Genomic DNA, 26,866 nt, shown 5'->3' with positions numbered 1-26,866 from the left:
CGTCAACGCAGGAACGCGGCGGCCACCCCGGCGTCCACCGGCACGTGCAGGCCGGTGGTGTGGGTGAGCTCGCCGCCGGTGAGGGCGAACACCGCGGCGGCGACGTGCTCGGGCAGCACCTCGCGCTTGAGGATGGTCCGCTGGGCGTAGAACTCGCCGAGCTTCGCCTCCTCGACGCCGTAGACCGCGGCCCGCTGGGCGCCCCAGCCGCCGGCGAAGATGCCGGAGCCCTGGACGACGCCGTCGGGGTTGACGCCGTTGACCCGGATGCCGTGCCCGCCGAGTTCGGCGGCCAGGAGCCGGACCTGGTGGGCCTGGTCGGCCTTCGCGGCGCCGTAGGCCACGTTGTTCGGGCCCGCGAACACCGAGTTCTTCGACGAGATGTAGACGATGTCGCCGCCGATGCCCTGCGCGACCATCGCCTTCGCCGCGGCCCGGGACACCAGGAACGAGCCCTTGGCCATCACGTCGTGCTGGAGGTCCCAGTCGCGTTCGGTGGTCTCCAGCAGCGGCTTCGAGATGGACAGCCCGGCGTTGTTGACCACCAGGTCGATGCCGCCGTAGGCCAGCACCGTGGCGTCGATCGCCGCCTGAACCGCCGCGGCGTCGGTGACGTCGGCGGTGACGGCCGTACCACCGATCTCCGCCGCGACCTCCGCGGCCGCGTCGCCGTTGACGTCGGCGATCGTCACGCACGCCCCCTCGGCCGCCAGCCGGCGGGCGATGGCCTTGCCGATGCCCGAACCCGCGCCCGTGACCAGCGCGATCCGCCCGGCCAGGGGTTTTGGCTTCGGCATCCGCTGCAGCTTCGCCTCTTCGAGGGCCCAGTATTCGATCCGGAATTTCTCGCTTTCCGGGATCGGCGCGTAGGTAGACACCGCTTCGGCGCCGCGCATGACGTTGATGGCGTTGACGTAGAACTCGCCCGCCACGCGCGCGGTCTGCTTGTCCTTGCCGAAGGAGAACATCCCGACGCCGGGGACGAGCACGATGGCCGGGTCGGCGCCGCGCATCGCGGGCGAGTCGGCGTCGGCGTGCCGCTCGTAGTAGGCGCGGTATTCATTGCGGTACTCGGCGTGCAGTTCCTTCAGCCGCGCGACGACGTCCTCCAGCGGCGCGGTCCCCGGGAGGTCCACCACCAGGGGCCGGACCTTGGTGCGCAGGAAGTGGTCCGGGCAGGACGTACCCAGCGCGGCGAGCGGCGCGAGCTTTTCGCGTGAGAGGAACTCCAGCACGACGTCGCTGTCGGTGTAGTGGCCGACGACCCGCCGGTCGGTGGAGGCCAGGCCGCGGATCACCGGCGCCAGCGCGGCCGCGCGTGCTCGGCGTTCGGCTTCGGGAAGAGCCTCGAAGCCGGGGACGACCGGCCCGAACGGCTCCGGCGCGCCCCGCTCGGCCAGGAAGGATTCGGCGGTCCGGATGATCTCGAGGGAGTTGCGCTCGCACTCCTCCGAGGTGGCGCCCCACGCGGTGATGCCGTGGCCGCCGAGGATCACGCCGATGGCCCGGGGGTTGGCCGCCTTCACCGCGGCGATGTCCAGGCCCAGCTGGAACCCGGGCCGCCGCCAGCCGACCCAGGCGACCCGGTCGCCGAAGCACTCCTTGGTCAGCGCCGGGCCGTCGGCCGCCGTGGCCAGCGCGATGCCCGAGTCCGGGTGCAGGTGGTCGACGTGCGGAGCCTCGACCAGGCCGTGCATGGCGGTGTCGATCGACGGCGCCGCCCCGCCCCGGCCGTGCAGGCAGTAGTCGAACGCGGCGACCATCTCGTCCTCGCGCTCGACGCCCGGGTAGACGTCGACCAGGGAACGCAGCCGGTCCAGCCGCAGCACCGCCAGCCCGGCCTCGGTCAGCGTGCCGAGGTCACCGCCGGAGCCCTTGACCCACAGGACGACCGTGGGCGAGCCGGTGACCGGGTCGGTCACCGCGCCCTTGGCGGAGGTGTTGCCGCCGGCGTAGTTCGTGTTGCGCGGGTCGGCCCCGAGCGCGTTGCTGCGCGCGATGAGCTGCTCCGGCACGGTCATCGTCATGCTCCCCATCCGGCCTGCGTGCCGCCGGCGCGCTCGGCCACGATCTTCTCCTGGTACCCGCTGCGGTGGTACGCCGCGACCGGGTCCGGGTCGAGCCCGGCTTCGGTGCGCAGCTCGGCCAGCAGCGGCCGGACGTCGGTGTTGTAGGCGTCCATCAGCACGGCGTTCGCTTCCAGGACGTTGCCCGCCTGCTGGGCCGAGCGCAGTGCGGGGCGATCCACCAGGAGCGCCTTCGCGGTGGCTTCCTGGACGTTCATCACCGAGCGGATGATCGCCGGGATCTTGGCCTCGATGTTGTGGCACTGGTCGAGCATGAACGCGATCCCGTACGCCGGGTCGAGGGCGTCGGCGCGGACGATCTCGTACATGATCCGGAACAGCTGGAACGGGTCCGCCGCCCCCACCATCAGGTCGTCGTCGGCGTAGAAGCGGGAGTTGAAGTCGAACGCGCCCAGCTTCCCGGCCCGCAGCAGGAACGCCACGATGAACTCGATGTTCGTCCCCGGGGCGTGGTGGCCGGTGTCGATGCACACCGTCGCCCGCTCCCCCAGCTCGATGCAGTGGGCGTAGGACGTGCCCCAGTCCGGGACGTCGGTCGCGTAGAACGCGGGCTCGAACAGCTTGTACTCCAGCAGCATCCGCTGGTGGCCGCCGAGCCGGTCGTAGGTCTCGCGCAGCGCCTCCGCCAGCCGGTCCTGCCGGTCGCGGAGGTCGTCCTGACCCGGGTAGTTGATACCGTCGGAGAACCACAGCTTCAGGTCCCGCGAACCCGTCGCGTCCATGATGTCGACGGCTTCCAGGAGGTGGTCGGTCGCCTTGCGGCGGATGCCCGCGTCCGGGTTGGTCACCGAACCGAGCTTGTAGTCCTCGTCCTGGAAGACGTTCGTGTTGATCGCGCCGATCTCGACACCCAGATCGCGGGCGTACGCGGTCAGAGCGGTGTAGTCGTCCACGCGATCCCACGGAATGTGCAGCGCCACGCTCGGCGCCACCCCGGTGAGCCGGTGCACCACCGCGGCGTCGGCGATCTTCTCCTCCGGCGTCCGCGGGACACCGGGTTGCGGGAACACCTTGAACCGGGTGCCCGAGTTCGCGTACGCCCACGACGGCGTCTCGATGCGCTGCGTCCGCAGGGCCCCTTTTACGGCGGTCAGATCACCCATGGCGATCACTGTCCTTCCCGGACGTCGAGGTGGAAGACCTCGTCGAGCAGCTGGAACCCTTCATCCGGCGGGCCACCGTCGAGGCCGGTGAAGAACTCCGCCATCTCCGCCTGCCAGCGGGTGTTGACGTCGGTCTCCGCCATGGCGGCCTGCGCGGCGGCGAGGTCGTCCGCCTCGACGTACCCGATCAGCAGGCCGTCCTCGCGCAGGAAGAGCGAATAGTTGCGCCAGCCGGTGTCGTGCAGGGCCTGCCGCATCTCGGGCCACACCGCCCGGTGCCGCTCGGCGTACTCGGCCTTGCGGTCGGGCTTGACCTGGAGGCAGAAGCAGTACCGCGGCATCAGAAGTTGAACTTGTCGATGTTGTTCGCGTCGAACGTCGTCGGCGGGCCGAGCACGATCTCGCCGTTCTCGCCGATCGTGTAGTCGCCGAGCTTGCCCGCCTTGAACTTCTCGCCCTGCTTGCCGGTGATCTGGCCGGACTTGAGCGCGACGCCGGCGTAGGCGGCGAGGTAGCCGATGTCGGCCGGGTTCCACAGCGCGAACTGCTTCACCGTGCCGTCCTTGACGAAGGCGCGCATCTGGTTCGGCGTGCCCAGCCCGGTCACCGCGACCTTGCCCTTGTAGCTCGACGAGCTGACGTACCGCGCGGCCGCCGCGATGCCCACGGTGGTCGGCGAGACGATCACCTTGAGGTTGGGGAACGACTGCAGCAGGCCCTGGGCCTCCTGGAACGACTTCTGGTCGTCGTCGTTGCCGTAGGCGATCTTGTCCAGCTTCAGGCCCGCGTACTCCGGCTTGGCCAGTTCCTTCTTGAGGACCTCGATCCAGGCGTTCTGGTTGGTGGCGTTCGGCGTCGCGGACAGGACCGCGATCTCGCCGGAGCCGCCGGAGAGGTCCTTGGCCTGCTTGGCCAGCGCCTCGCCGATGCCCTGGGTGGTGGCCTGGTTGATGAAGACGTCGCGGCAGTCCTTGGCGGCGTCGGAGTCGAAGGCGACGATCTTGATGCCGGCGCCGCGGGCCTGGTTGAGCGACGGGCACACCGCGTTCGGGTCGTTCGCGGCGATGCCGATGACGTCCTGCTGCTGCTGGATCAGCGTGTTGATGTAGCTGACCTGCGACGATGCGCTGGCGTCGTTCGGCCCGACCAGCTTGTACTCGCCCTTCAGCTCGGCCAGGGCCTCCTTGCCGCCGCTGACCTCGATGTCGCTGTAGGGGTTGTTGAGCTGCTTGGGCAGGAACGCCATCTTGACGCCCTCCTTCGCCGCGGCGTTCGGGTTCGCCTGGGCGGTGGACTCACTCGCGCCGGAGCCGGCGTTGTCGTTCTTCGTCGTGCCGCTGCACGCGGCCAGGACCAGCACCAGTCCGGCCGACACTGCGCCGGTGAGGAACCGTCGGGACATCTTCGTCACCTTTCCGGAGTTACCGCTTGCCGACGGCGACGCACTGCCGTGCGGGCCGAAGTCACGATGTTGGGGAGCAGGACCGACACGATCAGGAGCACGCCGGTCACGATGTTGAGCGCCTCGTTCGACACGTCCTGCAGGCGCAGCGCGTTCTGCAGCGAGGCCAGCAGGACCACCCCGGCGAGCACGCCCGGCAGGGTGCCCTTGCCGCCGAAGATGGACACGCCGCCGAGCAGCACGGCGGCCACGACGGCCAGTTCGAGGCCGAAGCCGTTGTCGGCGCGGGCGCTGGAATACCGCAGCGTCCACAGCACCCCGGCCAGGCCGGCGACCGCGCCGCTCACGACGTACAGCCAGAACTTGAGCCGTCCGGTGCGGATGCCGGCGAACCGGGCCGCCTGCTCGCCCGCGCCGGCGGCGAACACGCCCCGGCCGATCGGGGTCGCGTGCAGCACGACGCCGAAGACCAGCGCGACGACGACCAGCGGGATCAGCACGTTCGGGACCGGGCCGTCGCCGATCGTCCCGGTGACCCAGCTCGTGTAGGCCCGCGGGAAGTCGGCGACCGCGTTGTCGCCCAGCACCACGAACGCGAGCCCGCGGTAGAGCGCCAGGGTGCCGATGGTGACGGCCAGCGACGGCAGTTTCAGCACGGTGACGAAGAAGCCGTTCAGCGCACCGAGGACCGCGCCGAGCAGGACGCAGAGCGGGATGATCGTCTCGATCGTCAGGCCCGCGTCCCAGAGGGAGCCCATCACCGCCGACGTCAGGCCGAGCGTGCTCGCCACCGAAAGGTCGATCTCGCCGGTGACGATGATGAACGTCATCGGCAGCGCGACCAGCGCGATGGGGAGCAGGTCGAGCAGCAGGAAGGTGAAGTTGCGGCTGGTGCCGAAGTTCTCCACGGCACCCGAAGCGACGATCAGCACGATCACCGTCACGAGCACGACGGCGGCGTCCCAGCTGAGCAGCCGGCCGAGCCGGTTACCGGGGTCAGACATGGGAATCCCTCTTCTTCAGTGCCTTGGCGACCCGGACGGCGACCAGCCGGTCGGCGCCGATGGCCAGCAGGATCAGCGCACCGACGATCGCCTGCTGCCAGAACTGGTTGATGTCGAGCACCGCCAGGGCGCTGCCGATCACGGTCAGCAGCAGCGCGCCGAGGGCCGCGCCCCAGACCGAACCGCTGCCGCCGAACACGGCGACCCCGCCGACCACGGCCGCGGCGACGACGTTGAGCTCGTAGCCGGTGCCGGCCGCCGCGTCCACGGTGCCGAACCGGGCGGCGAACAGCACCCCGGCCAGGCCCGCGAGAGCGCCGCTGACCAGGAACGCGGCACTGGTGTTGCGGCCGACGCGGATGCCGGCCAGCTGCGCGGCCTGCGGGCTCGACCCCATCGCGTACAGCTCGCGCCCGGCGCGGTAGCTGCGCAGCACGATCCCGGCGGCGACCAGGACCAGCACCGCGATCAGCACCAGCCACGGCACGCCGAGGATGGACGCCGTGCCGAAGTCCAGGAAGGACGCGGGCAGCTTGTCGGCGTTGATCTGCTGGCCGCCGGCCCAGAAGTAGCTGACCCCGCGGTAGGCGTAGAGCGTGCCGAGGGTGACGACCAGCGCGGGTACCTGGCCGAAGCGCACCAGGGCGCCGTTGACCAGCCCGCACACCGCGCCGACGCCGAGCCCGGCGAGGATCGCGACGAGCACCGGCAGCCCGGGGTTGTCCTTCATCAGCGTGCCGACGGCGAACGCCGCCAGGCCGAGCACCGAGCCGACCGACAGGTCGATGTTGCGGGTGATCATCACGATCGCCTGCCCGACCGCGAGCACGGCCAGGATGGCCGTCCCGAGCAGGATGTCGCGGATGCTCTGCCCGGACAGGAACCGGGAGTTCTGCGTCGCGGTGAACGCGACCAGCACGATCAAGGCGAGGACGATGCCGGATTCGCGGGCCTTCAGCACGTTCGCGGTCCACGACCGTCGCGAGTGGACGGCCGGTTCCTTCGTCACGCGGGCCTCCTCGGTGACGGTCATGCGGCGGCCCCCTGGCCCATCGCGGCGAACATGACCGAGTCTTCGGTCGCCTCGGCGCGCGGGAGCTCGGCCACGATCCGGCCTTCCCGCATCACCAGCACGCGGTCGGCCATGCCCAGCACCTCCGGCAGTTCCGACGACACCATGACGACCGCGACGCCCTCGGCGGCCAGCGCGGACATCAGCCGGTGGACCTCGGCCTTGGTACCGACGTCGATCCCGCGCGTCGGCTCGTCGACGATCAGCACCTTCGGCGCCATCGCCAGCCATTTGGCCAGGACGACCTTCTGCTGGTTGCCGCCCGAGAGCGTCCCGACGGGGTCGCCGAGCCTCCGGTACTTGGTGCGCAGGCGCTCGGTCCAGTGCCGGGCTTCCCGGCGTTCGCTCGCGCCGGTGAGGAAGCCGAGCTGGGAAAGCGCCCGCGAGCGCGGCAGCGTCACGTTCCGCTCGATCGAGAGGTCCATGATCAGGCCCTGCTGACGCCGGTCCTCGGGAACGAGGGCCATCCCGGCGGCCATCGCGGCCCGCGACGAGTGCGGCTTGAGCTTCTTGCCGCTCACCTTCACGACTCCGGCGTCCCGTTCGTCGACACCGAAGACGGCCTGGACGACCTCCGAGCGGCCGGAGCCGACCAGCCCGGCGAACGCGACGATTTCCCCGGCGCGCACCGAGAAGGAGATGTCGCGGAACACGCCCGCGCGGGCCAGGCCCTCGACCTCCAGCACGACCGCGCCGGGTTCGACGTCCTGCTTGGGGAACAGCGCGTCGAGGTCGCGACCGACCATGCGCTTCACCATCTCCTCGACGGTGACGTCCTCCAGGGCGTCGGTGGAGACGTGCTTGCCGTCGCGCATGATCGTCACGCGCTGGCAGAGCTCGGTGATCTCCTCGAAGCGGTGGGAGATGAACATGATCGCCGCGCCTTCCTGGCGCAGCGTCCGGGCGACGCTGAAGAGCCGCTCGACCTCGACCCGGGTCAGCGCGGCGGTCGGCTCGTCCATCACCAGCACGCGGGCGTCGGCGCTGAGCGCCTTGGCGATCTCGACGATCTGCTGGTCGGCGATCGACAAACCCCTGGCGGGCCGGGCGGGGTCGATCCGGACGCCGAGCCGGGCGAACAGGCGCTCGGCCTCGGCGCGGACCGCCGCCCGGTCGATCCGGCCGAGGCTCTTGCGCGGGTGGCGGCCCATCACGATGTTCTCCGCGACGCTCAGGTCCGGGAACAGGGTGGGCTCCTGGTAGATGACCGCGATCCCGGCCGCTTTCGCGTCGGCGGGCGAGCCGAACTCGACCGGTTCGCCGTCGAGCAGCAGCGTGCCGTCGTCGGGCTTGTGCACCCCGGCCAGCATCTTGACGATCGTGGACTTGCCGGCGCCGTTCTCCCCGACCAGTGCCTGCGCCTCCCCGGCGTGCAGCCCGAAGCTCACGCCGGCCACGGCCGCGACCGCGCCGAACGATTTCGTCACGCCGCGCACCTCCAGGAGAGGCACCCGGCCCGGGTCCTGCCGCGTCATCGCGACCTCCGGATTGAAAGGTTTCACAAATCTGGTGCGGTGAAGCTACTATGCGACGGAACGAGAAGTCAATGCATCGGCGAAGGCGTGGCCAAACGGGTCTTCAGCAGGTCCTTCGCGGTGATGTTACGTTTCAAAGAGGGGGTTGCGATGGTGGTCAGGGAGCCCGGTGCCGAGCCCCGCGCGGCGGGCATGAAGGAAGTCGCGGCGGCCGCCGGCGTGTCCCTCGGCACGGTGTCCAATGTGCTCAACCGGCCCGGCCGGGTCAGCCCGGCGACCCGGGCCAGGGTCGAGGCCGCGATGACCGAACTCCGCTTCGTGCGCAACGAATCCGCGCGGCAGCTGCGGGCCGGGCGCAGCCGGGTGCTGGCCTACGTGATGCTCGACGGCAGCAACCCGTTCTTCACCGACGTCGCGGCCGGCATGGAAGACGCAGCAGACGCTGCGGGCGAGGGCGACCTGTCCCTGTTCCTGTGCAACAGCGCGCACCAGCCGGCGCGGGAGGCGGCCTACCTCGGGCGCCTCGAACAGCAGCGCGTCCAAGGTGTCCTCATCACGCCGGTCGACCCGGACGCCCCGCTGCTCGGCGAGATCGCGCGCCGCGGCACGCCGGTGGTCGTCGTCGACCGCACGCCGGACGGCACGACGCACTGCTCGGTCGCGGTCGACGACGTCTACGGCGGCGAGATCGCCGTGCGCCACCTGGTCGAGCAGGGCCACGAGCGGATCGCGTTCATCGGCAACCACACGTCGGTCGGCCAGGTCCGCGACCGCCGGCAGGGTGCGTTGCGCGCGTTGGCGGCGGCCGGCCTCGGCCCGGACCGCCTGGTCGACCTGACGACGACGGCCCTGACGGTGGCCGACGGCCGCGGCGCGGGCGAGCGCCTGGCGGGCCTCCCTGCGTCGGTCCGCCCGACCGCGGCGTTCTGCGCGAACGACCTGGTCGCTCTCGGCCTGCTGCAGACGTGCGCGAACCTCCGCATGAGCGTCCCGGCCGACCTGGCGATCGTGGGCTACGACGACATCGAGTTCGCGGCGGCGGCCGCGGTGCCGTTGACGTCGGTCCGCCAGCCGAGGCGGCGCTTGGGCCGCACGGCCGTGGAGCTGCTGCTCGCGGAGGCGTCCGAAACCGGCCACGAACACCGGAAAGTCGTGTTCACCCCGGAGCTGGTGGTCCGCGCCTCGACCCTTCGCTGAGCAACCCGCTGATCGTTTGTGACGTCTTACCGGCCACCAGCGATATCCCGGGGGAGCCCGAGCACGGAGGTCGTCTGTGTCCGATACCGAGCTGGCCGACTCGCCGCCACGGCTGTCCCGGCGCGGGTTCCTCGCCGCCGGTGGCGCCGCGTTGCTCGGCGTCGTCGCCGGGTCGGCCGGGCACGCCGCGCCCGGGCCGGACCCCGTGCGGCTGGGCGATTTCTGGTTGTTCGGGCGGTACGACGACGGCTGCACCGAGCTCGGCTTCGACGAGATCGACCTCTCGCCGGTGCAGCTCCCCCACTGCGTGACGCCGCTCTCGTGGACCGGGTGGGACCCGGCGTCCTGGCAGGACCGGTGGGTCTACCGCAAGCACTTCACCGGGTCGGCGACCGGCCGCCACACCGCCCGCTTCGACGGCGTCATGACGAACGCCGAGGTGCACCTCAACGGCCGGCTCGTCGCCACCCACGAAGGCGGCTACCTGCCCTTCGAGGTGGCCCTGCCGGACGTCGTGACCGGGGACAACGTGCTCGCCGTGGTGGTCGACGGGCGGTGGGCGCTGGACGTACCGCCGAACCTGCCGCGCGGGGGGCCGTCGGTGATCGACTTCTACCAGCCGGCCGGGATCTACCGCCCGGCCACGGTCGGCGAGGTGCCGCGGATCCGGCTGGCCGACGTCTTCGCCCGGCCCGTCGACGTCCTCTCCCCCGGCCGCTCGCTGCACCTGACGTGCACGCTGGACGCACCGGTCGTGGGGCAGGTGACCGCGTCGGTGCGGCAAGCGGGCCGCGAACTCGCCACCGCATCCGCGGCGGTCGGCGGGACGACGGTCGAGTTCGACGTCGGCGGGCTCGAGGCGGTGCGGCTCTGGGACGTCGAGGACCCCGCCCTGTGCGACGTCGTGGTGACGCTCCAGTCCGGGAAGCGCGCCCTCGACCAGCGGGTGGTGCGCACCGGCTTCCGCGACGCGCGGTTCACCACCGAGGGCTTCTTCCTCAACGGACGGCGGCTCAAGCTGTTCGGCCTCAACCGCCACCAGTGGTACCCCTTCGCCGGTGGCGCGATGCCGGAGCGCGTGCAGCGGCGGGACGCCGAGATCCTGCGCCGCGACCTGAACTGCACCATGGTCCGCTGCTCGCACTACCCGCAGTCGAGCGCGTTCCTCGACGCCTGTGACGAGCTCGGCCTGCTGGTGTGGGAAGAGATCCCGGGCTGGGGCCACGTCGGGGACGACGCCTGGCAGCGGCGGAACCTGGCGGACGTCGAAGGCATGGTCGTGCGCGACCGCAACCACCCCAGCATCATCGTGTGGGGTACGCGGGTGAACGAGGCGAACGGCACGACCGCGATGTACCAGCGGACCGGCCGGCTCGCGCGGCAGCTCGACCCGTCCCGGCCGACGAGCGGCGCGCTGGCCAGCGCCACGCTCGGGCGCTTCGCCGGCAGCGACGTCGAAATCCTGGCCTACAACGACTACACCGCCCGGCGCGGGGCGCCCTTCCGGCTGCGCCCGCCGCGGCCGGGGGTGCCGTACCTGGTGACGGAGACGATCGGCACGCTCGCCGGGGCCCGGGCCTACCGGCGCGGCGACTTCCCGGCGGTCCGGCAGCAGGCGGAACTGCACGCGAAGGCCCACGACCTCGCCGCCGCCGACGACCGCTACTGCGGGCTGCTCGCCTGGTGCGCGTTCGACTACCCGTCGGCCTGGCAGCGGTCGGTCGACGGGGTGAAGTACGCCGGGGTGTCCGACCTCTTCCGGATTCCCAAGCCGGCCGCGGCCTTCTACGCCTCGCAGGGCGACCCCCGGGTGCGGGCGGTCGTCGAGCCCGGCTTCGCGTGGGACTTCACGGCCCAGCCGGCCGGGCCCGGCGCCGGGGTGACGATCTGGTCCAACTGCGACCGCCTGCTGCTGTTCCTCGACGACCGGCCGGCGGGTGCGGCCCGCAGCCGGCGCGCGGAGTTCCCGCACCTGCGGTACCCGCCGTTCGCCGTCGACCTGGTGGTGCCGAAGGGGCGGCGGCCGCAGCTGCGCATCGACGGTTACGTCGGTGAGCGGCTCGTCGTCAGCCGCCGGTTCAGCGGGGACCGGGGCTCGGACGTGCTCAGCTGCGTGCCCGACGATCCGGAGCTGCGCGCGGACGGCAGCGACGCCACCCGCGTGGTGGTGGCGGCGGTGGACCGGTTCGGGACCCTGCGCGCGGGGACGACCGGCCGGGTGCGGCTGACGCTGACCGGCCCGGGTGAGCTGGTCGGCGATCCGGAGCTCGACTTCGGCGCGACGGGCGGTGCGGCAGCGGTGTGGCTGCGCCCGTTCGCGGGACAGCCGGGGACGCTCACTTTGACGGCCCGCCACGAGAAGCTCGGCTCCGCCGCGGCGACGGTCCGCGTGGCGGTCACCGGAACGCGCCCCTGAGGCGGTCGCCCGACGGACGACACGCGTACCCGGACGGACGACACGCGTACCTGGGTGGACGACACGGCTCACTCCCCGGTGAGCACCGCCGCCAGCACGGCCGCCTGGCTGATCGAAGGGGACCCGCTCGCCGTCAGGAGGGTCACCGGGCCGTCGCCGGCCAACGTGCGGAGGCGGTCCAAGGCCGCCACTCGATCGGGCTCGCGCAGCTCTGCCCGGTAACGCTCGGCGAACTCCGCGAACCGCTCGGGATCGTGGCCGTACCAGGTGCGCAGGTCGTCGGACGGCGCCAGGCCGCGGTACCAGCCGTCGAGGACCACCGCCGTCCGGGCCGTGCCGCGGGGCCAGAGCCGTTCGACGAGCACGCGGACGCCGTCGGCGGGCCCGGCCGGGTCGGACAGGCGCGCCACCCGGACGACCGTCGGCTGCATGCGCGCATTCTGCGTCGGGCGCACGCCGGCCGCCACCGGAGCTACCGCATCGGGCGGCCGCTGCCCCGGGCAGCGAACGGACAAAGGGCCACCACGGCGACCGTGGAGGGGTCGCCGTGGTGGTCCTACCCCCAGCTCGTGCCGCCCGTGGGACGACGACAGCCGAATCCGCCGGTTCCCCGGCGCCCGAGCCGGCCGTGGACATCGTCGGGAGCATGTCCTGCGGCCCCGCCAGGATGGCGGACCGGGCCTGCACCACGCTTGCAGTACGCTTGCACACCCGATCAGGTGAGTGGAGGTGACCGGGTGGAGTTTCGCCTCCTCGGCGCCGTCGAGGCGACGGCGGACGGCGACCCGGTCGATCTCGGCTCCCGCAAGCAGCGCCTGGTCCTCGCCGTCCTGCTGCTCGAGACGCCGCGGCCGGTCACCGTCGAAAGCCTCGTCGACCGGCTCTGGCCCGACGATCCCCCGGCCAGCGCGCGCGGCACCGTCCAGGCGCTGATCTCCCGCCTGCGCGCGGTGTTCCGCGCCACCGGCGGCCCCGAGCTCGTCACCGAAGGCCACGGGTACGTCCTGCGCGCCGACCCGGACACCGTCGACGCCCACCGCTTCACCGCCCTCACCCACCGGGCCCGCGTGGCGGCCGACGAGACCGCCGTCGAGCTGTTCGACGAGGCCCTCGCTCTTTGGCGGGGCGACGCGCTCGCCGGGGCCGCGTCCGGCGAAGTCGCCGAGCTGCTCCTCGCCGGGTTGCACGAAGCCCGCTGGAGCGCGCTGGAAGACCGCATCGACGCGCAGCTGCGGCTCGGCCGCGGTCGGGAGGTGCTCGCCGAACTGACCACGCTGGTCGCCGCGCACCCGCTGCGGCAGCGGTTCGTCGGCCAGCTCATGCTCGCCCTGCACCGCGAGGGCCGCACCGACGACGCCCTCGCCGCCTTCCGCGGCCTGCGCAGCCGGCTCGTCGCCGAACTCGGGCTCGACCCCTCCCCCGAGCTGACCCGTCTCGAAGCCGCGATCCTCGCCGCCGACCCGGCCCTCGACGCCGCGCCGGAGCCGGCCCCCGAACCCGTCCGCCCGGCCCAGCTGCCCCACGACGTCCGCGGCTTCACCGGCCGCGCCGCCGAGCTCGCCCAGCTCGACGAGCCCGCGGAGCCCGGCCCCGGCGCGGACATCCGCGTGGTCACCGGCACCGCCGGCGTCGGCAAGACCGCCCTCGCCGTCCGCTGGGCACACCGCGTCCGCGACCGCTTCGGTGACGGCCAGCTCTACCTCGACCTGCGCGGATTCGACCCGGACCACGAGCCGCTCACCCCGGCCGTCGCGGCCGCGCAGCTGCTGCGGGCGCTGGGCACCGACCCGCGTGCCATCCCGCCGGACCCGGACGGCCGCACGGCCCTCTGGCGCTCCCTGCTGGCCGATCGGCAGGTCCTCGTCCTGCTCGACAACGCCCGCGACAGCGCCCAGGTGACACCGCTGCTGCCGCCGTCCGGCACGGTGCTGATCACCAGCCGCCAGCGGCTCGGCGACCTCATCGCCCGCACCGGCGCGCGGGCCGTCCCGCTCTCCGTGCTGCCGGCCGAGGATTCCCGGCAGCTGCTGGAAACCGTGCTCGGGCCACCCGCGGTCGCCGCCGAACCGGCCGCGGCGGCGGAACTGGCCCGGCTGTGCGGGCACCTGCCGCTCGCGCTGCGGCTGGCCGCGGCGAACCTCGGCGAGGTGTCCGGCATCGCCGAGCTGGCCCGCGAACTCGCCGACGGCGATCCCCTGGCCGGCCTGAGCGTCGACGGCGCCGAGGAAAGCGCGGTCACGACGGCGTTCTCCGTGTCCTACCGGGCCTTGCCCGCCGGGCACCGCCTCCTGTTCCGGCGGCTCGCGCTGGTGCCGGGCCAGACGTTCACCGCACCGGTCGCCGCCCACCTCGCCGCCGTCAGCGAAGGGCACGCCGGCCGGCAGCTCAAGGCCCTCGCCGCGGCCAACCTCGTCGAACGGCACCTGCCCGGCCGCTACCGCTTCCACGACCTGTTGCGCAGCTACGCGGGCGGGAGGGCCGCGGCCGACGACACCGCGGCCGACGCGGACGCGGCCCGGCGGCGGCTGTTCGACCACTACCTGGCAACGGCCGACGCGGTGGGCCGCCTGCTGATCCCCCACTTCCTCCGGCTCCCCCGGCCCGAACCGGAACCGGCGTTCGAGGGCACCGAAGACGCGCTGGCCTGGCTGGACACGGAGTGGCCGAACCTCGCGGCCGCCGTCGAGCACGCGGCGGCACACGGCCCGCGCGAGTACGCCTGGCACCTGGCCGACGCGCTCCGGGCCTTCTTCCACCACCGCGGCCACCACACGGAATGGATCGAGACGGCCACGACGGCGTTGACCGCCGCCCAGGCCGACGGCGACCGGCAGGCGCAGGCGGCGATGCGGCTGTCCATCGCGCTCGCCGGGGTCAACAGCGGCCGCTACGCCGACGCCCGCGCGCACCTGACGACGGTGCTGTCCGACGGGCTGGCGGCGGACTGGCCGCCGGGGCGCGCCGCGGCGCTCAACAACCTCAGCGCCGTGCTCCAGCGCCTCGGCGACGCGCACGAGGCGATCGCGTGCGGCCTGGAAGCGTTGCGGCTGTGCGAAGAAACGGCCATGCCGGGCATCACGATGGCGCTGGCCAACCTCGGGTTCGCCTGCGGCCAGGTCGGCGACTTCGACGCCGCGCTCGGCCACTTCGCCCGCGCCCTGGACATCGCCGAACGCGACGACGCGCGGTTCAGCGTCGCCGTGCTCCTGGTCGACCTCGGGCACGTCCACCGCGACCTCGGCCACGCCGTCGCCGCCGAGTTCTACGAGCGAGCCTTGACCGCCAACCGGGAACTCGGCTACCAGTACGGCGAAGCGGCGGCACTGTCCGGCCGGGCGGTCATGGAGGCCCGGGCGGGCGACGCCACCCGCGCCCTGACAGACGCGGCCGACGCCGTCGAGCTGACCCGCCGCATCGGCGACCGCGGCACCGAAGCGTCCGCACTCGCCGCGCTCGGCGAAACGTGCCTCCGGCTCGACCGCGCCGCCGAAGCGGTCGAGCATCTGACGGCAGCACTGGACATCGCCCGCGAAACCAGCTTCACGTGGTGCGAAGCCGCAGCACTGACCGGCCTCGCCGAAGCGGCGTTCGCCGTGGGTGACACCGAACTGGCGCGCACCCACGGCGAAGCGGCGGTCAAGCTCGCCACCCAGGCCGGCTACCGGCCCCTGGAGACGCGGGCCGCCCGCGTCCTCAGCAGGTAGCCGGGGCCGTGCACTTCGCACGGGCCAGGATGGTGCTGAAGTTGTCCTGGTAGGCCGCGCTGATCGCCGCGTTCTCGACCTTGATCAGGATTTCGTCGTTGTCGCGCAGGGCCGCGCCGGAGATGTTGTGCGAGCCGGTGAAGACGAGCTGCCGGCCGCCCTTCTCGCTGTAGTTGCCCGTGTAGAGCATATACTTCGAGTGCACGGTGATCTCGCGGTCGTTCACGGTCGTGCTGAACTTCTTGAGCGTGATGTTCGCCTTGCCCTTGAGGGCGGCCAGTGCCGCGGTGCCCATGTCGTCGTAGACGATCCGGACCTTGCAGCCCAGCTTCGCGATGCGCGCCAGCTCGGTGACGACCGGGGTGCGCGAGTCGGCGATGTTGGCCTGCACGACGTTGAGCGAGCAGCCGGCTTCGTACTTGGTGATGTACTTCAGCAGCTGCGCCCACGTGTCGGTGGCGAACTCCTCGGAGGCGCCGCCACGGGAGTCGGCGCGCGGGGAAAGGTAGCTGGTGACCATCGTGGTCAGCGTCTTGTGGTAGCCGGCGTCGTCGAAGTAGTTGTTGTTCTTCTTCTGCGCCAGCATCTTCTGCATGTGGCCGAGGTAGAAGCCGTACAGATCGGCGTCGCCGTACGTCAGCAGAGCGTTGTTGAACATGTTGCCCTGCACCGTGGTCAGGTTGTACGAGCCGATGACGACGACGTCCTTCTTGCCCTCGGTCTCGGAGAACATCCACAGCTTGTCGTGGTTGATCGAGTGCGGGCTGCCGTCGTGGGCGATGCACCCGGTGTTGTCGCCGCCGGTGCCGCAGAAGACGAGCTGGGTGAGCCCGGCGGACTTGAGGATCGGCATCGCCGTGTTCGCCGGGTCGTCGTCCGCGGCGCCGTCGAGCGCGATCCGCACCTTGACGCCGCGGGCCTGCGCCGCCTTCACCGCCTCGGCCAGCGCCGGCCGGGTCCAGCTGAAGGGGGAGATGTGGATCTCGGCACCGGCCGGGGTGCCGTTGGTCAACTGGACCAGCCGCGTTTCGATCGAGTGGTCGCGGTCGCCGTTTTCGGGCGGGTTGTTGAAAATCGCTTCCATGCCGGTCACGTCGGCGGCCGCCGTCGGCGCGGCCTGGGCGATCCCGCTGCCGGCCAGCGCGAGCAGCGCGCCGACGGCGACGGTGAGCGCCTTGAACTTGGGGGTCATGTCTTCCTCCCGGTCGGATGCCCCCAAGCTCGCAATGCGGCGTACAAGATCCGTACACCCGGACGTTCCCGTGCATACACGACGAAAGCGGCACGGAACCCGACTCTTGGCGGGTTCCGCCCATCCGGGGCGCAGAGGACGCTTCTCCTGGCTCCCACGGGCGGAGCCGGGAAAGGACGACCTCCATGAGATCGAGGGTGCTTCCTGCCGTGCTCGGCGTGGCCATCGGCCTGCTGGGCACCGTCGCCGTCGCCACTCCGGCCGAGGCCGCCGCGGTCTGCGGTGACCAGATCGTCGGCAACGGCGGGTTCGAAAGCGGCACCACGCCGTGGACCCAGACCGGCGGCGTCATCACCGCGGCCACCACCGCGCAACCCGCGCACGGCGGCACGATGCTCGCCCGCTTGGACGGCACCGGCAGCACGCACACCGACACCCTGTCCCAGTCGCTGACGCTGCCCGCCGGCTGCGCGTCGGCGACGCTCTCGTGGTGGCAGCACATCGACACCAAGGAGACGACCACCAGCACGAAGTACGACAAGCTGGTGGTGCAGGCGGGTTCCGACACCCTGGCGAGCTATTCGAACCTCGACAAGAACACCGGCTACCTCCAGCGCACCGTGGACGTCTCCCGCTACCTCGGCCAGACGGTGACGCTGAAGCTCACCGGCACCGAGGATGCCAGCCTGGCCACCAACTTCGTCCTCGATGACTTCTCGCTGACCACCACCGGGTCCGCGCAGTCGCCGGTCGTCACCTCGCCGGGCGCCCAGACCAGCGCCGTCGGCCAGGCCGCGGCGCTGCAGATCCAGGCGAGCGACCCGCAGGGTGACGCGCTCACCTACAGCGCCACCGGCCTGCCCGCCGGCCTCGCGATCGGCGCGAGCACGGGCAAGATCACCGGCACGCCGACGGCCGCGGGCACGTCCTCGGTGACCGTGACGGCGAAGGACCCGGCCGGCAACAGCGGCAGCGCCACCTTCACCTGGACGATCTCCGCCGCTCCCGCCGACTCGACGCGCACGCCGGTCAATCCGGCGTACACGGTGAACCTGACGTCGAACACCGCGGGCGACACGTGGACCGGGCACCAGAGCGTCGGCTTCACCAACGGCTCCGCGACCGCGCTGCCCGAGGTGTACCTGCGGCTCTGGGACAACTACCACGGCGCCTGCCCGACGACGCCGATCACGGTCACGAACGTCACCGGCGGCACGGCGTCCGCGCTGAGCGTGAACTGCACGGCCCTGAAGATCACGCTGCCCGCGCCCCTGGCCCAGGGCCAGTCCGCGACCATCGGGTTCGACCTGAAGATCGTCGTGCCCAGCGGCGCCGACCGGTTCGGCCACGACGGCGCGTTCAACATGATCGGCAACGCACTGCCGGTGCTCGCCGTCCGCGACGGCGCGGGCTGGCACCTCGACCCGTACACGAACAACGGCGAGTCGTTCTACACGGTGATCAGCGACTTCGACGTCACCCTGGTCCACCCGACGTCGCTGCTGACCCCGGCCACCGGCACCTCGACCGAGACGACCAGCGGCACCACGACCACCACGCACGCCGTGGCGGCCAAGGTGCGGGACTTCGCGTGGGCCGCCGGGCCGTTCGCGAAGATCACCACGACGTCCGGCAAGGGCGTGCGGGTCAACGTCTACTCGGTCAGCGGGATCTCCACCAGCAGCGCCAACTCGATGTTGTCGCTGGCCGCCGACTCCCTCGACGTTCACTCGGGCCGCTTCGGCGACTACCCGTACGGTGAGGTCGACGTGGTGCTGGACAACAACTTCTGGTTCGGCGGCATGGAGTACCCGGGCTTCGTGATGGACCTGGTATCGAACGTGGCCCTGCCGCACGAGCTCGCGCACCAGTGGTTCTACGGGATCGTCGGCGACGACGAGTACACCTCGCCGTGGCTGGACGAGAGCTTCACCGACTACGCCACCGACCTCTACCGCGGGATCACCGGCAGCGGCTGCGGCATCACCTGGCAGTCGAGCGCGGAGAAGCTGACCAACTCGATGGCCTACTGGGACGCGCATTCGTCCCGGTACTCGACGGTGGTCTACAACTACGGCAAGTGCACCCTGCACGACCTGCGGCGGCTGATCGGCGACACGGCGATGGCGAACCTGCTCAAGTCGTACGCGCAGTCGCACTGGTACGGCGTGTCGACGACGGCGGAGTTCAAGGCCGCGGCGCAGGCGGCGGCCGGGTCGACCGACCTGACGTCGTTCTGGGCTTCGCACCGCGTCGAGGGCTGAAAACCGGTTGGTGTTCCCCGTCCGCGTCCGCCACTGTGGGGACGTGGACGGGGAACGGCTCTTTTGCGGCACAGCTCTGGCCGAGCGCATCGAACGCGCCGAGGCGCGGTTCGTCGCCGCTTGTTGTGACGCCTCGCGGGCTCGGCTCGGGGACGACCGCGGCTTCACGCGCCCGCTCGCCGGGGGTGTCGCCACCTTCGCCGAGGCCGGGTCGCCGTTCACCAAGGTCGCCGGGCTCGGCTTCTCCGGGCTGCCCGAGCCCGCCGCGCTCGCGGAGATCGAGGCGGCGTTCGCCGAGCGGGGCGTGCCGGTACAGGTCGAACTCTCGCAGCTCGCCGACTCGGCGGCCGGGGCGATGCTGACCGCGCGGGGCTACCGCCTGGAGTCGTACGAGAACGTGCTCGGGCGGCGGATCGGAGACGCCGGCTTCCCCGGCGACGTCCGAGCCTGCCGCGACGACGAGCTGGAGACCTGGCTGTCCGCGGTGGCCGAAGCGTCCGCCGTGGACGACGGACAAGGCCTGCCCTCGCACGAGGACTTCCCCCACGACCTGCTCGTCAACGCGCTGCGGGACATGGCCGGCGTGCGACGGTACATCGCGGAACGGGACGGCGAGTTCGCCGGGGGCGCGAGCTTCCGGGTCACCGACGGGATCGCGCAGTTCAGCGGCGCGGCGACGCTGCCGGCCCACCGGCGCCGAGGCGTCCAGACCGCGTTGCTGCGGGCCCGGCTCGCGGCGGCCGCCGAGGCCGGGTGCGACCTCGCCGTCGTCACCACGCAGCCCGGGTCGAAGTCCCACCAGAACGTCCAGCGGCAGGGGTTCGACCTGCTCTACGCGCGGGCGATCCTGGTGAAGGGCACCTCCGCGACCAGCTCCTCCGGGGCGGAGAGCCGCCAGGCCTCGTAAAGGAGTTCGGCGAGTTCGTCGGCGTCGATGCCGTCCAGGTAAACCACGACCCAGCCGAAGCCGCCCGCGGTGAACTGGACCTCGAAGACGTCCGGCCGCTCGGAGACCAGCGCCAGTTGTTCGGAAACGGTCTGCTTGAGGCCGACGGTCCGGGTCCGGGGCCAGAAGTAGCCGAACCGCTTGCCGCGCACGCTGAACGACGAGTAGTCGCGCGCTTCCGCACGCTCGACCTCCGCCAGCGTCCCGAGCAGCTGTTCGAACTTCTTGACCTGCACCGCCACCGTCTGTCCCCCTGTCTTCGGCGACCACCGTAGCGCGCCGGTACCGTGCCGGACATGACCGACTCCGGCGAGGTGTTCGTCAAGCGCGGCCACGCTCCCGGCGCGACGGTGGCGGAGGCGGCCGGCCTGCGTTGGCTGGCCGCGGCCGGCACCGTGCCGGTGCCCGCCATCCGCAGTCTCGACCGGGACCGGCTCGTCATCGACCGGGTCCCGGCCGGACGCCCGTCAGCGGCGGCGGCGGAACGCTTCGGCCGCGGGCTGGCCGGGCTGCACGCCGCGGGCGCCCCGGCGTTCGGCGCCCCGCCGCCCGACGGCCCTGCGGACGCGTGGATCGGCCGGGCGCCGATGGCCAACGTCCCGGCGGAGGACTGGGCGTCCTGGTACGCGGCGGACCGGGTGCTGCCCTACGTCCGGCTGGCGGTGGACGCGGGGACGTTCGGTGCGTCGGAAGCGGCGTTGTTCGAGCGGGCCTGCGGGCGGGTCCCCGCGTCGGCCGAGCCGCCCGCGCGGCTGCACGGCGACCTCTGGAACGGCAACGTCCTGTGGGACGGGCGCGAGGCGTGGCTGATCGACCCGGCCGCCCACGGCGGGCACCGCGAGACGGACCTCGCGATGCTGCACCTGTTCGGCTGCCCGCACCTCGACCGCGTCGTGGCCGCCTACGACGAGGCGGCGCCCCTGGCGACCGGCTGGCGCGATCGGATCGGGCTGCACCAGCTGTTCCCCCTGCTGGTGCACACGGTCCTCTTCGGACAGTCCTATGCGGACCAGGCGGTGGCGGCGGCCCGGTCGTTCTAGCAATGGTCCAGCATGGTCTCCAGCGCCTTCTGCTCGGGGACCGTGATGGTCAGGCCGTAGTTGCGCTTCACGACGATCCAGTCGGTGGCGTAGGCGCACCAGTACGACACGAGCGGCGGCTTCCAGGCGTCCGGGGCCTTGTCGCTCTTCTGCTCGTTGAGGTTGTCGGTGACCGCTTTCAGCTGCGGGCGGACGAGGTCGTTCGCGAACTGCTCGCGCCGCTCCCGCGTCCAGCTCTTGGCGCCGCTGATCCAGGCCTGCCCGAGCGGGACCATGTGGTCGATGTCCAGATCGGACGCCTTGTGCCAGGTCTCGCCGTCGTAGGGGCTGACCCAGGTGCCGGACTTCGCGGCGCACTGCGCGTCGGTCTTGACGTCCTTGCCGTCCCGTTTGAGGACCTGCTCCCGGACGTCGCAGTTCGCGTCCACCTTGTCCCAGTGCGGGAACTCGTCCCGGCTGTAGCCGTCCATGGTCCCGCGCACGGCGACCTTCAGGGCGGCCAGCTCGGCGCGCGCCTCGGCGGGCGCGACCCGCGGGGCGGCGACCGTGCCGGGCGCCTCGGTGACCGGACCGGCGCCGGAGGCCAGCTCGTCGGCGAGCTTGCAGCCGGTGAGCGACGAACCGGCGAGGACGGCGAGAAGGACAAGCGCTCGGGTGCGCGGCATCGTGAACCCCTTTCACAGCTACCGGGAGGTGCCCAGCGGCTGCGAGGGGGAAACGGTGCAGATGGCCTAGTTGGCGCGATCCGAACGGGTCAAGATCCGTGGAAGACCTGAGCGACGAAGACGGCGGCCACCACCCCGACGGCGACGAGCACGGTGAGCACGAAGAGCAGGCCCCACGGGACGTCCCGGATCGGCCGCTGCCGCGGGAAGACGCTGACCCGCACGGGCGGAGTCCACGGATCGAGAGCATCCTCGGCCACCGGCGGCGGCTCGGGCGGCACGGGGATGACGGCGGGCAGGTCCGGCAGCCGGTCGAGAACGGGAAGGCGGGCGGGGAACCCGTCGGCGATGAGCGCGGCCCGAGGCGGGGCGAGGTGCGCGAGGGAGAGGGCGTAGCAGGCGTCGAGGACGTCGTCGGCCGACCAGACGGTCCGCCACCGGTTGTGCTGGGCGATGATCCGCCGCAAGCCACGAGGCTCGGCGAGCACGACGGCGACGTTCGGCACCGGGTGCGGGTCGGGCCAGCGGAGGGCGGGCGGGGCGCCGTTCGGTCGTTCGGCTTCCCGGGCACGGCTGCCCACCTCGGGCGGGACAGCCATCGACCCGTCACCGGCGGCCGCGGCGCCGTTCGGACGTTCGGCTTCCCGGGCACGGCTGCCCACCTCGGGCGGGACAGCCATCGACCCGTCACCGGCGGCCACGTCCGGCGCGCTCGCCTGCCGGACCGCCGCCCACTCGCCCAGCCGCAACTCCGGCTCGCCCGGAGCCCGCGGTTCCGCCGGCGGGACGACCGCGACCAGGCCCGTCACGTGCCGGCCGCCTTCGTGGCCGGCCAGGGCGCCCCTCGCCGCCGCCACCGCGGCTCCGGTGCGGTCTCCCGGGCCCGGCCACTCCGCCGGCCCCGGCTCGTGGGCCGCGATCACCACCACTCCGCTGCGGGTGAACACCAGGGCGTCCACCCGCCGCGGGCCCAGCCGGCTCTGCAGCGTGATGCCCGCCAGCGCCAGCCCCGTCAGGTGCTGCGGGCCCGGGCCCCACGATCGCAGCAACGCCACCAGATGTTCCGCCGCCGGCGGGAGCGGCCGGTCTGCACCGGTTCGCTGGAGGGCCACGAGCACGCCGGTCACACCTCCCACGACGCCTACGGCGAGCACTCCCTCGACGGTAGGAGGCCACCCCGCCCCTCCCCCAGCAGCCGAACGAGTGGTCGATCACCACCGTGCGTAGCCAAGAGGGGTGCGCCGGGAGGGTCCACAGTGGACAGCTAGGGCCGCGGGGTGTTGCGCAGGTTGGCCCGCGCCAGGTCGACCATCTTGCCGACACCGCCGTTGAGCACCGTCTTCGTCGCGCCCAGCGCGAATCCGCGCACCATCTCCCCCGTGATGCGGGGCGGGATCGACAGCGCGTTCGGGTCCGTCACCACCTCGACCACCGCCGGCCCCGGGTGGGCGAACGCCTTCTCCAGCGCGCCGCGCACGTCGTCCGGGTCCTCGACGCGCTCGGCGAACACGCCGCAGGCCGCCGCGATCGCCGCGAAGTTGACCGGAGCGTGGTCGGTGCCGAAGTCCGGGAGGCCGTCGACCAGCATCTCCAGCTTCACCATGCCCAGCGTGGCGTTGTTGAACACCACGACCTTCACCGGGACGTCGTACGCCGGCAGCGTCAGCAGGTCGCCCATCAGCATCGCGAGCCCGCCGTCGCCCGACAGCGACACCACCTGGCGACCGGGCTGGGAGAGCTGGGCGCCGATCGCGTGCGGCAGCGCGTTCGCCATGCTGCCGTGCCGGAACGAACCCAGCACGCGGCGGCGGCCGTTCGGCGTCAGGTAGCGGGCGGCCCAGACGTTGCCCATGCCGGTGTCGACGGTGAACACCGCGTCGTCCGCGGCGACCTCGTCGAGCACCGAAGCGACGTACTCCGGGTGGATCGGGCGGCGGTGCTCGATCTTCGTCGTGTACGCGCCGACGACCTTCTCCAGCTTCCGGACGTGTTCCCGCAGCATCCGGTCGAGGAACCCCCGGTCACTCCGGGGCCGCAGCAGCGGGAGCAGGGCCCGCAGCGTTTCCTTCACGTCGCCGTGCACCGCGAGATCCAGCGGCGTGCGGCGGCCGAGGCGCGAGGCGTCGTGGTCAACCTGGATCGTGCGCGCCTGCGGGAGGAAGTTGTCGTACGGGAAGTCGGTGCCCAGCAGCACGATGCGGTCGGCCTCGTGCATCGCGTCGTAGCAGGCGCCGTAGCCGAGCAGGCCGCTCATGCCGACGTCGAACGGGTTGTCGTACTGGATCCACTCCTTGCCGCCGAGCGAGTGCCCGACCGGCGCGGCGAGCTTTTCCGCCAGCTCCATGACCTCGTCGTGCGCGCCGCGGACGCCCGCGCCGGCGAACAGCATCACCTTCTCGCCGGAGTTCAGCAGGTCCGCCAGCTCCCGCACGACCGCGGCCGGCGGCACCGCGGGCGACGGCGTCACCAGCGGGAGGCGCTCGGTCAGCGGGCCGGTGGCCTTGCGGTCGGCCAGGTCGCCCGGGATGGTCAGCACCGCGACGCCGCCCTTGCCGACGGCGGCCTGCGTGGCGATCCGCAGCAGCCGCGGCAGCTGCGCCGGGTCCGCGACGACCTCGCTGAAGTGGCTGCATTCGGCGAAGAGCCGGTCCGGGTGGGTCTCCTGGAAGAAGCCGGTGCCGATCTGGTTCGACGGGATGTGCGACGCGATCGCGAGCACCGGCGCGCCCGACCGGTGGGCGTCGAACAGGCCGTTGATCAGGTGCAGGTTGCCCGGGCCGCAGCTGCCCGCGCAGACGGCGAGCTTGCCGGTGACCTGCGCTTCGGCCGCGGCGGCGAAGGCGGCCGTCTCCTCGTGGCGGACGTGGACCCACTCGATGCCGTCGGTGCGGCGGACCGCGTCGACGATCGGGTTCAGGCTGTCCCCGACGATGCCGTAGATGCGCTCGACCCCGGCGTCGCGCAGGGTCCTGACCAGTTGTTCTGCCACGGTAGCCATGCCTCCAGCGTGACCCCGGATGATCGATGCGTCCAATGCCTGATTGGCTGAAATTCCATACACTGGCGGCATGGACGTCGAGACGCTGCGGCTCTTCCGCGAGGTCGCGGCCGGCGCCACCGTCACCGAGACCGCCGCGCGGGCGCACCTCACCCAGCCCGCGCTGTCACGGGCCCTGCGGCGGCTCGAGCGCGACGCCGGCGCCGAGCTGTTCCGCCGGTCCGGACGGGTGCTGCGGCTGACGCCGGCCGGGCGCGTCTTCAAGCGGCACGTCGACCTCGTGCTCGACCAGCTCGACCAGGGCCTGCGCGAAGTGGGCGAGCTCGTCGCGCCGGGCACCGGGGTCGTCCCGCTGGCGTTCCTGCACACGTTCGGCACCTGGCTGGTGCCCGCCGTGCTGAGCGGCTTCCTCGCCGAGCACCCGAGCGCCCGGTTCGAGCTGCGGCAGCACGGCGAGGCCGGCCTCGAAGCCGAGCTCCTCGAGGGCACGGCGGACCTGGTCATCACCAGCGGCGACCCCGGGCACCCCCAGCTGCACTGGTCGCGGCTGCTCGTCGAGCCGCTGCGGCTCGCGGTCCCGCCGCGCCACCGGCTGGCCGGGCGACGGCGGGTGCGCCTCGCCGACGTCGCGGATGAGACGTTCATCCTCCTGCGCCCGGGGTACGCGTTGCGCGAGACGACCGAGCGGCTGTGCGCCGAGGCCGGGTTCGTCCCGCGCATCGGGTTCGAGGGCGACGAGGTCGAGACGCTGCGCGGCCTCGTCACGGCCGGGCTCGGGGTGTCCGTGGTACCGCTGCCGCACACGGCGGCGTTCCCGGCGCCGCACCTCGAACTGACCGATGTGGACGCTGCGCGCGACATCGGCCTCGCCTGGGCGGCGGGCCGGAACCTCCCACCACTGAGCGAAAGCTTCCGCCGGCACGTCGTCGAAGCGGCCCCGCGGCTGGTGGCGCCCGACCGCGACCGTCCACAAGGGACGATGTGAGAAGTGCCGTACGGACCCGCGGGATCCCCGCCGGTGTGACAGGGTGGAGGCATGGTCGCCGCGCTGAGATCCTTCCTGCTGTCCTGGACCTCCGTCACCCCGGTGGTCGGCGTGCTCGTGCTGGCGCTCACCTGGGGCCGCGACCTCGGCCCGGTCTTCGTCGGGGTCGTCGCCGTCGCGCTCGGGGCGACCGTGCTGGCCGCGGTGCACCACGCGGAGGTCGTCGCCCACCGGGTGGGTGAACCGTTCGGCTCGCTGGTCCTCGCGGTGGCGGTCACGGTCATCGAGGTCGCGCTGATCGTCACGATGATGGTCTCGGGCGGCCCGGAGGCGGGCTCGCTCGCGCGGGACACGGTGTTCGCCGCCGTGATGATCACGACCAACGGCATCGTCGGCATCTCGCTGCTGGTCGGCGCCCGCCGCTACGGCTCGACGCTGTTCAACTCCGAAGGCAGCGGCGCCGCGCTGGCGACGGTCGCGACCCTGGCCACGCTCAGCCTGGTGCTCCCGGCGTTCACGTCCAGCACGCCGGGCCCGGCGTTTTCCCCCACACAGCTGACCTTCGCGGCGCTGGCCTCCCTGGTGCTGTACGGCACGTTCGTGCTGACGCAGACGGTCCGGCACCGCGACTTCTTCCTCCCGGTCGCGGCCGACGGCGCGGTCAAGGAGGACGACCACGCCGAACCACCGTCCAACCGAGCGGCCCTGGGCAGCCTGGCGCTGCTGCTCGTGGCGCTGATCGCGGTGGTCGGCCTGGCGAAGGTCGAGTCCCCGGCCATCGAAGCCGGAGTGCGCGCGGCCGGGTTCCCGCAGTCGTTCGTGGGCGTGGTGATCGCCCTGCTGGTCCTGCTGCCGGAGACCCTGGCGGCGGTGCGCGCGGCCCAGCGCGACCGGATGCAGATCAGCCTCAACCTCGCGTACGGCTCGGCGATCGCGAGCATCGGCCTGACGATCCCGGCCATCGCGCTGGCGTCGGTGTGGCTGCCGGGCCAGCTCCTGCTCGGCCTCGGTGCGACGCAGATCGTCCTGCTCGCGCTGACGGTGGTGGTGAGCGTCCTGACGGTCGTCCCCGGCCGCGCCACCCGCCTCCAAGGCGGCGTCCACCTGGTCCTGCTGGCCGGCTTCCTGGTCTTGGCCATCAACCCCTGACGCCGAGTCGACCTTCCAATCACGCGTGTCGGCTCCCCCATCACGCGTGCTGACCCTTCAATCACGCGAGAAGCCCCGCGGAACGCGGCCGACGCCCGTTCCGCTTCTCCGGCCGACCGGCGAGCGGGGCCTCCCCCGTGATCGGGAGGTCGACACGCGTGATCGGG

At 72.3% G+C, this 26,866-nt stretch carries 21 protein-coding genes; 8 read left to right on the top strand and 13 right to left on the bottom strand.

Translation table 11 applies throughout. The annotated features are described in order from the left end of the window. Window positions 1–2: 2 nt before the first annotated feature. From ACWDN5_RS16600 to ACWDN5_RS16570, 7 genes are read right to left on the bottom strand one after another with little or no spacing between them, the layout of a single operon-like run. Window positions 3–2,021, bottom strand: a complete 2,019-nt coding sequence (locus ACWDN5_RS16600; RefSeq protein WP_449676913.1) for a bifunctional aldolase/short-chain dehydrogenase — start codon at window positions 2,019–2,021, stop codon at window positions 3–5. 2 nt (window positions 2,022–2,023) lie between these two features. After that, a complete protein-coding gene (gene rhaI, locus ACWDN5_RS16595) occupies window positions 2,024–3,190 on the bottom strand; it encodes an L-rhamnose isomerase (RefSeq protein ID WP_310972819.1) in 1,167 nt (388 codons plus the stop codon). 5 nt (window positions 3,191–3,195) lie between these two features. After that, window positions 3,196–3,531: an L-rhamnose mutarotase gene (locus tag ACWDN5_RS16590; protein ID WP_310972820.1), complete on the bottom strand. Its 336-nt coding sequence runs from the start codon at window positions 3,529–3,531 to the stop codon at window positions 3,196–3,198. Continuing rightward, the gene (gene rhaS / locus ACWDN5_RS16585; RefSeq protein ID WP_310972821.1) at window positions 3,531–4,592 is read right to left on the bottom strand and encodes a rhamnose ABC transporter substrate-binding protein; all 1,062 of its coding nucleotides are present in this window, start codon (window positions 4,590–4,592) and stop codon (window positions 3,531–3,533) included. Before rhaS ends, ACWDN5_RS16590 begins: the two co-directional genes overlap by 1 nt. A gap of 5 nt (window positions 4,593–4,597) precedes the next feature. Next, complete coding sequence (locus ACWDN5_RS16580) at window positions 4,598–5,596, bottom strand: ABC transporter permease (RefSeq protein ID WP_449676912.1); 999 nt, start codon at window positions 5,594–5,596, stop codon at window positions 4,598–4,600. Then, window positions 5,589–6,629 (bottom strand): ABC transporter permease, encoded by a 1,041-nt coding sequence (locus tag ACWDN5_RS16575; protein WP_449676911.1) that lies wholly within the window; start codon window positions 6,627–6,629, stop codon window positions 5,589–5,591. Before ACWDN5_RS16575 ends, ACWDN5_RS16580 begins: the two co-directional genes overlap by 8 nt. Then, window positions 6,626–8,143, bottom strand: a complete 1,518-nt coding sequence (locus ACWDN5_RS16570) for a sugar ABC transporter ATP-binding protein (RefSeq protein WP_449676910.1) — start codon at window positions 8,141–8,143, stop codon at window positions 6,626–6,628. The genes ACWDN5_RS16575 and ACWDN5_RS16570 overlap by 4 nt, the downstream gene beginning before the upstream one ends. Before the next feature lie 150 nt (window positions 8,144–8,293). Between ACWDN5_RS16570 and ACWDN5_RS16565 the strand changes: the two genes are divergently transcribed. Continuing rightward, window positions 8,294–9,340: a LacI family DNA-binding transcriptional regulator gene (locus tag ACWDN5_RS16565; RefSeq protein ID WP_449676909.1), complete on the top strand. Its 1,047-nt coding sequence runs from the start codon at window positions 8,294–8,296 to the stop codon at window positions 9,338–9,340. A gap of 76 nt (window positions 9,341–9,416) precedes the next feature. Next, a complete protein-coding gene (locus ACWDN5_RS16560) occupies window positions 9,417–11,756 on the top strand; it encodes a glycoside hydrolase family 2 protein (protein WP_449676908.1) in 2,340 nt (779 codons plus the stop codon). A 68-nt stretch (window positions 11,757–11,824) separates the two neighbouring features. Here ACWDN5_RS16560 and ACWDN5_RS16555 read toward each other — a convergent pair whose 3' ends face one another. Continuing rightward, window positions 11,825–12,187: a DUF488 domain-containing protein gene (locus tag ACWDN5_RS16555; RefSeq protein ID WP_449676907.1), complete on the bottom strand. Its 363-nt coding sequence runs from the start codon at window positions 12,185–12,187 to the stop codon at window positions 11,825–11,827. Between the two features lie 306 nt (window positions 12,188–12,493). Here ACWDN5_RS16555 and ACWDN5_RS16550 point away from each other — a divergent pair, with 306 nt between their 5' ends. Then, complete coding sequence (locus tag ACWDN5_RS16550) at window positions 12,494–15,460, top strand: BTAD domain-containing putative transcriptional regulator (RefSeq protein ID WP_449676906.1); 2,967 nt, start codon at window positions 12,494–12,496, stop codon at window positions 15,458–15,460. Here ACWDN5_RS16550 and ACWDN5_RS16545 read toward each other — a convergent pair. After that, complete coding sequence (locus ACWDN5_RS16545; RefSeq protein ID WP_449676905.1) at window positions 15,450–16,652, bottom strand: phospholipase D-like domain-containing protein; 1,203 nt, start codon at window positions 16,650–16,652, stop codon at window positions 15,450–15,452. The genes ACWDN5_RS16550 and ACWDN5_RS16545 overlap by 11 nt on opposite strands. 197 nt (window positions 16,653–16,849) lie before the next feature. Between ACWDN5_RS16545 and ACWDN5_RS16540 the strand changes: the two genes are divergently transcribed. Continuing rightward, window positions 16,850–18,916: a putative Ig domain-containing protein gene (locus tag ACWDN5_RS16540; RefSeq protein WP_449676936.1), complete on the top strand. Its 2,067-nt coding sequence runs from the start codon at window positions 16,850–16,852 to the stop codon at window positions 18,914–18,916. A gap of 43 nt (window positions 18,917–18,959) precedes the next feature. After that, window positions 18,960–19,823, top strand: coding sequence for a GNAT family N-acetyltransferase (locus ACWDN5_RS16535; RefSeq protein WP_449676904.1), 864 nt, complete (start codon window positions 18,960–18,962; stop codon window positions 19,821–19,823). Here ACWDN5_RS16535 and ACWDN5_RS16530 read toward each other — a convergent pair. After that, a complete protein-coding gene (locus tag ACWDN5_RS16530; RefSeq protein ID WP_449676903.1) occupies window positions 19,748–20,104 on the bottom strand; it encodes an MmcQ/YjbR family DNA-binding protein in 357 nt (118 codons plus the stop codon). The two genes, ACWDN5_RS16535 and ACWDN5_RS16530, sit on opposite strands and share 76 nt — an antisense overlap. Before the next feature lie 54 nt (window positions 20,105–20,158). On the opposite strand from ACWDN5_RS16530, the gene ACWDN5_RS16525 reads away from it, so the two are divergent. Next, window positions 20,159–20,902 carry a fructosamine kinase family protein gene (locus ACWDN5_RS16525; RefSeq protein ID WP_449676902.1) on the top strand — a complete coding sequence of 248 codons (744 nt, stop codon included), beginning with the start codon at window positions 20,159–20,161 and terminating at the stop codon, window positions 20,900–20,902. On the opposite strand, the gene ACWDN5_RS16520 is transcribed toward ACWDN5_RS16525, so the two are convergent. The 3 genes from ACWDN5_RS16520 to ACWDN5_RS16510 form a co-directional block, all read right to left on the bottom strand. Beyond that, a complete protein-coding gene (locus ACWDN5_RS16520; protein ID WP_449676901.1) occupies window positions 20,899–21,567 on the bottom strand; it encodes an HNH endonuclease family protein in 669 nt (222 codons plus the stop codon). The genes ACWDN5_RS16525 and ACWDN5_RS16520 overlap by 4 nt on opposite strands. A gap of 89 nt (window positions 21,568–21,656) precedes the next feature. Next, window positions 21,657–22,622 carry a hypothetical protein gene (locus ACWDN5_RS16515; protein WP_449676900.1) on the bottom strand — a complete coding sequence of 322 codons (966 nt, stop codon included), beginning with the start codon at window positions 22,620–22,622 and terminating at the stop codon, window positions 21,657–21,659. A gap of 209 nt (window positions 22,623–22,831) precedes the next feature. After that, on the bottom strand, window positions 22,832–24,565 hold the full coding sequence (locus tag ACWDN5_RS16510) for a pyruvate dehydrogenase (RefSeq protein WP_310972834.1): 1,734 nt from the start codon (window positions 24,563–24,565) through the stop codon (window positions 22,832–22,834). A 70-nt stretch (window positions 24,566–24,635) separates the two neighbouring features. On the opposite strand from ACWDN5_RS16510, the gene ACWDN5_RS16505 reads away from it, so the two are divergent. Together ACWDN5_RS16505 and ACWDN5_RS16500 are read left to right on the top strand one after the other, a co-directional pair. Then, window positions 24,636–25,550, top strand: a complete 915-nt coding sequence (locus ACWDN5_RS16505) for a LysR family transcriptional regulator (protein WP_449676899.1) — start codon at window positions 24,636–24,638, stop codon at window positions 25,548–25,550. A 51-nt stretch (window positions 25,551–25,601) separates the two neighbouring features. Further along, on the top strand, window positions 25,602–26,699 hold the full coding sequence (locus ACWDN5_RS16500; protein WP_310972836.1) for a calcium:proton antiporter: 1,098 nt from the start codon (window positions 25,602–25,604) through the stop codon (window positions 26,697–26,699). Window positions 26,700–26,866 lie beyond the last annotated feature (167 nt).

It is taken from the genome of Amycolatopsis sp. NPDC003731 (assembly GCF_053586895.1).
The sequence above is the reverse complement of the archived record's forward strand: the minus strand, read 5'-3'. Positions and strand labels throughout refer to the sequence as shown.

Bases quoted from the DNA above. Each gene is read 5' to 3' on its own strand.
- ACWDN5_RS16600 (WP_449676913.1), bottom strand. From the start codon at position 2,021: ATGACCGTGCCGGAGCAGCTCATCGCGCGCAGCAACGCGCTCGGGGCC.
- rhaI (WP_310972819.1), bottom strand. From the start codon at position 3,190: ATGGGTGATCTGACCGCCGTAAAAGGGGCCCTGCGGACGCAGCGCATC.
- ACWDN5_RS16590 (WP_310972820.1), bottom strand. From the start codon at position 3,531: ATGCCGCGGTACTGCTTCTGCCTCCAGGTCAAGCCCGACCGCAAGGCC.
- rhaS (WP_310972821.1), bottom strand. From the start codon at position 4,592: ATGTCCCGACGGTTCCTCACCGGCGCAGTGTCGGCCGGACTGGTGCTG.
- ACWDN5_RS16580 (WP_449676912.1), bottom strand. From the start codon at position 5,596: ATGTCTGACCCCGGTAACCGGCTCGGCCGGCTGCTCAGCTGGGACGCC.
- ACWDN5_RS16575 (WP_449676911.1), bottom strand. From the start codon at position 6,629: ATGACCGTCACCGAGGAGGCCCGCGTGACGAAGGAACCGGCCGTCCAC.
- ACWDN5_RS16570 (WP_449676910.1), bottom strand. From the start codon at position 8,143: ATGACGCGGCAGGACCCGGGCCGGGTGCCTCTCCTGGAGGTGCGCGGC.
- ACWDN5_RS16565 (WP_449676909.1), top strand. From the start codon at position 8,294: ATGGTGGTCAGGGAGCCCGGTGCCGAGCCCCGCGCGGCGGGCATGAAG.
- ACWDN5_RS16555 (WP_449676907.1), bottom strand. From the start codon at position 12,187: ATGCAGCCGACGGTCGTCCGGGTGGCGCGCCTGTCCGACCCGGCCGGG.
- ACWDN5_RS16545 (WP_449676905.1), bottom strand. From the start codon at position 16,652: ATGACCCCCAAGTTCAAGGCGCTCACCGTCGCCGTCGGCGCGCTGCTC.
- ACWDN5_RS16525 (WP_449676902.1), top strand. From the start codon at position 20,159: ATGACCGACTCCGGCGAGGTGTTCGTCAAGCGCGGCCACGCTCCCGGC.
- ACWDN5_RS16520 (WP_449676901.1), bottom strand. From the start codon at position 21,567: ATGCCGCGCACCCGAGCGCTTGTCCTTCTCGCCGTCCTCGCCGGTTCG.
- ACWDN5_RS16510 (WP_310972834.1), bottom strand. From the start codon at position 24,565: ATGGCTACCGTGGCAGAACAACTGGTCAGGACCCTGCGCGACGCCGGG.
- ACWDN5_RS16505 (WP_449676899.1), top strand. From the start codon at position 24,636: ATGGACGTCGAGACGCTGCGGCTCTTCCGCGAGGTCGCGGCCGGCGCC.
- ACWDN5_RS16500 (WP_310972836.1), top strand. From the start codon at position 25,602: ATGGTCGCCGCGCTGAGATCCTTCCTGCTGTCCTGGACCTCCGTCACC.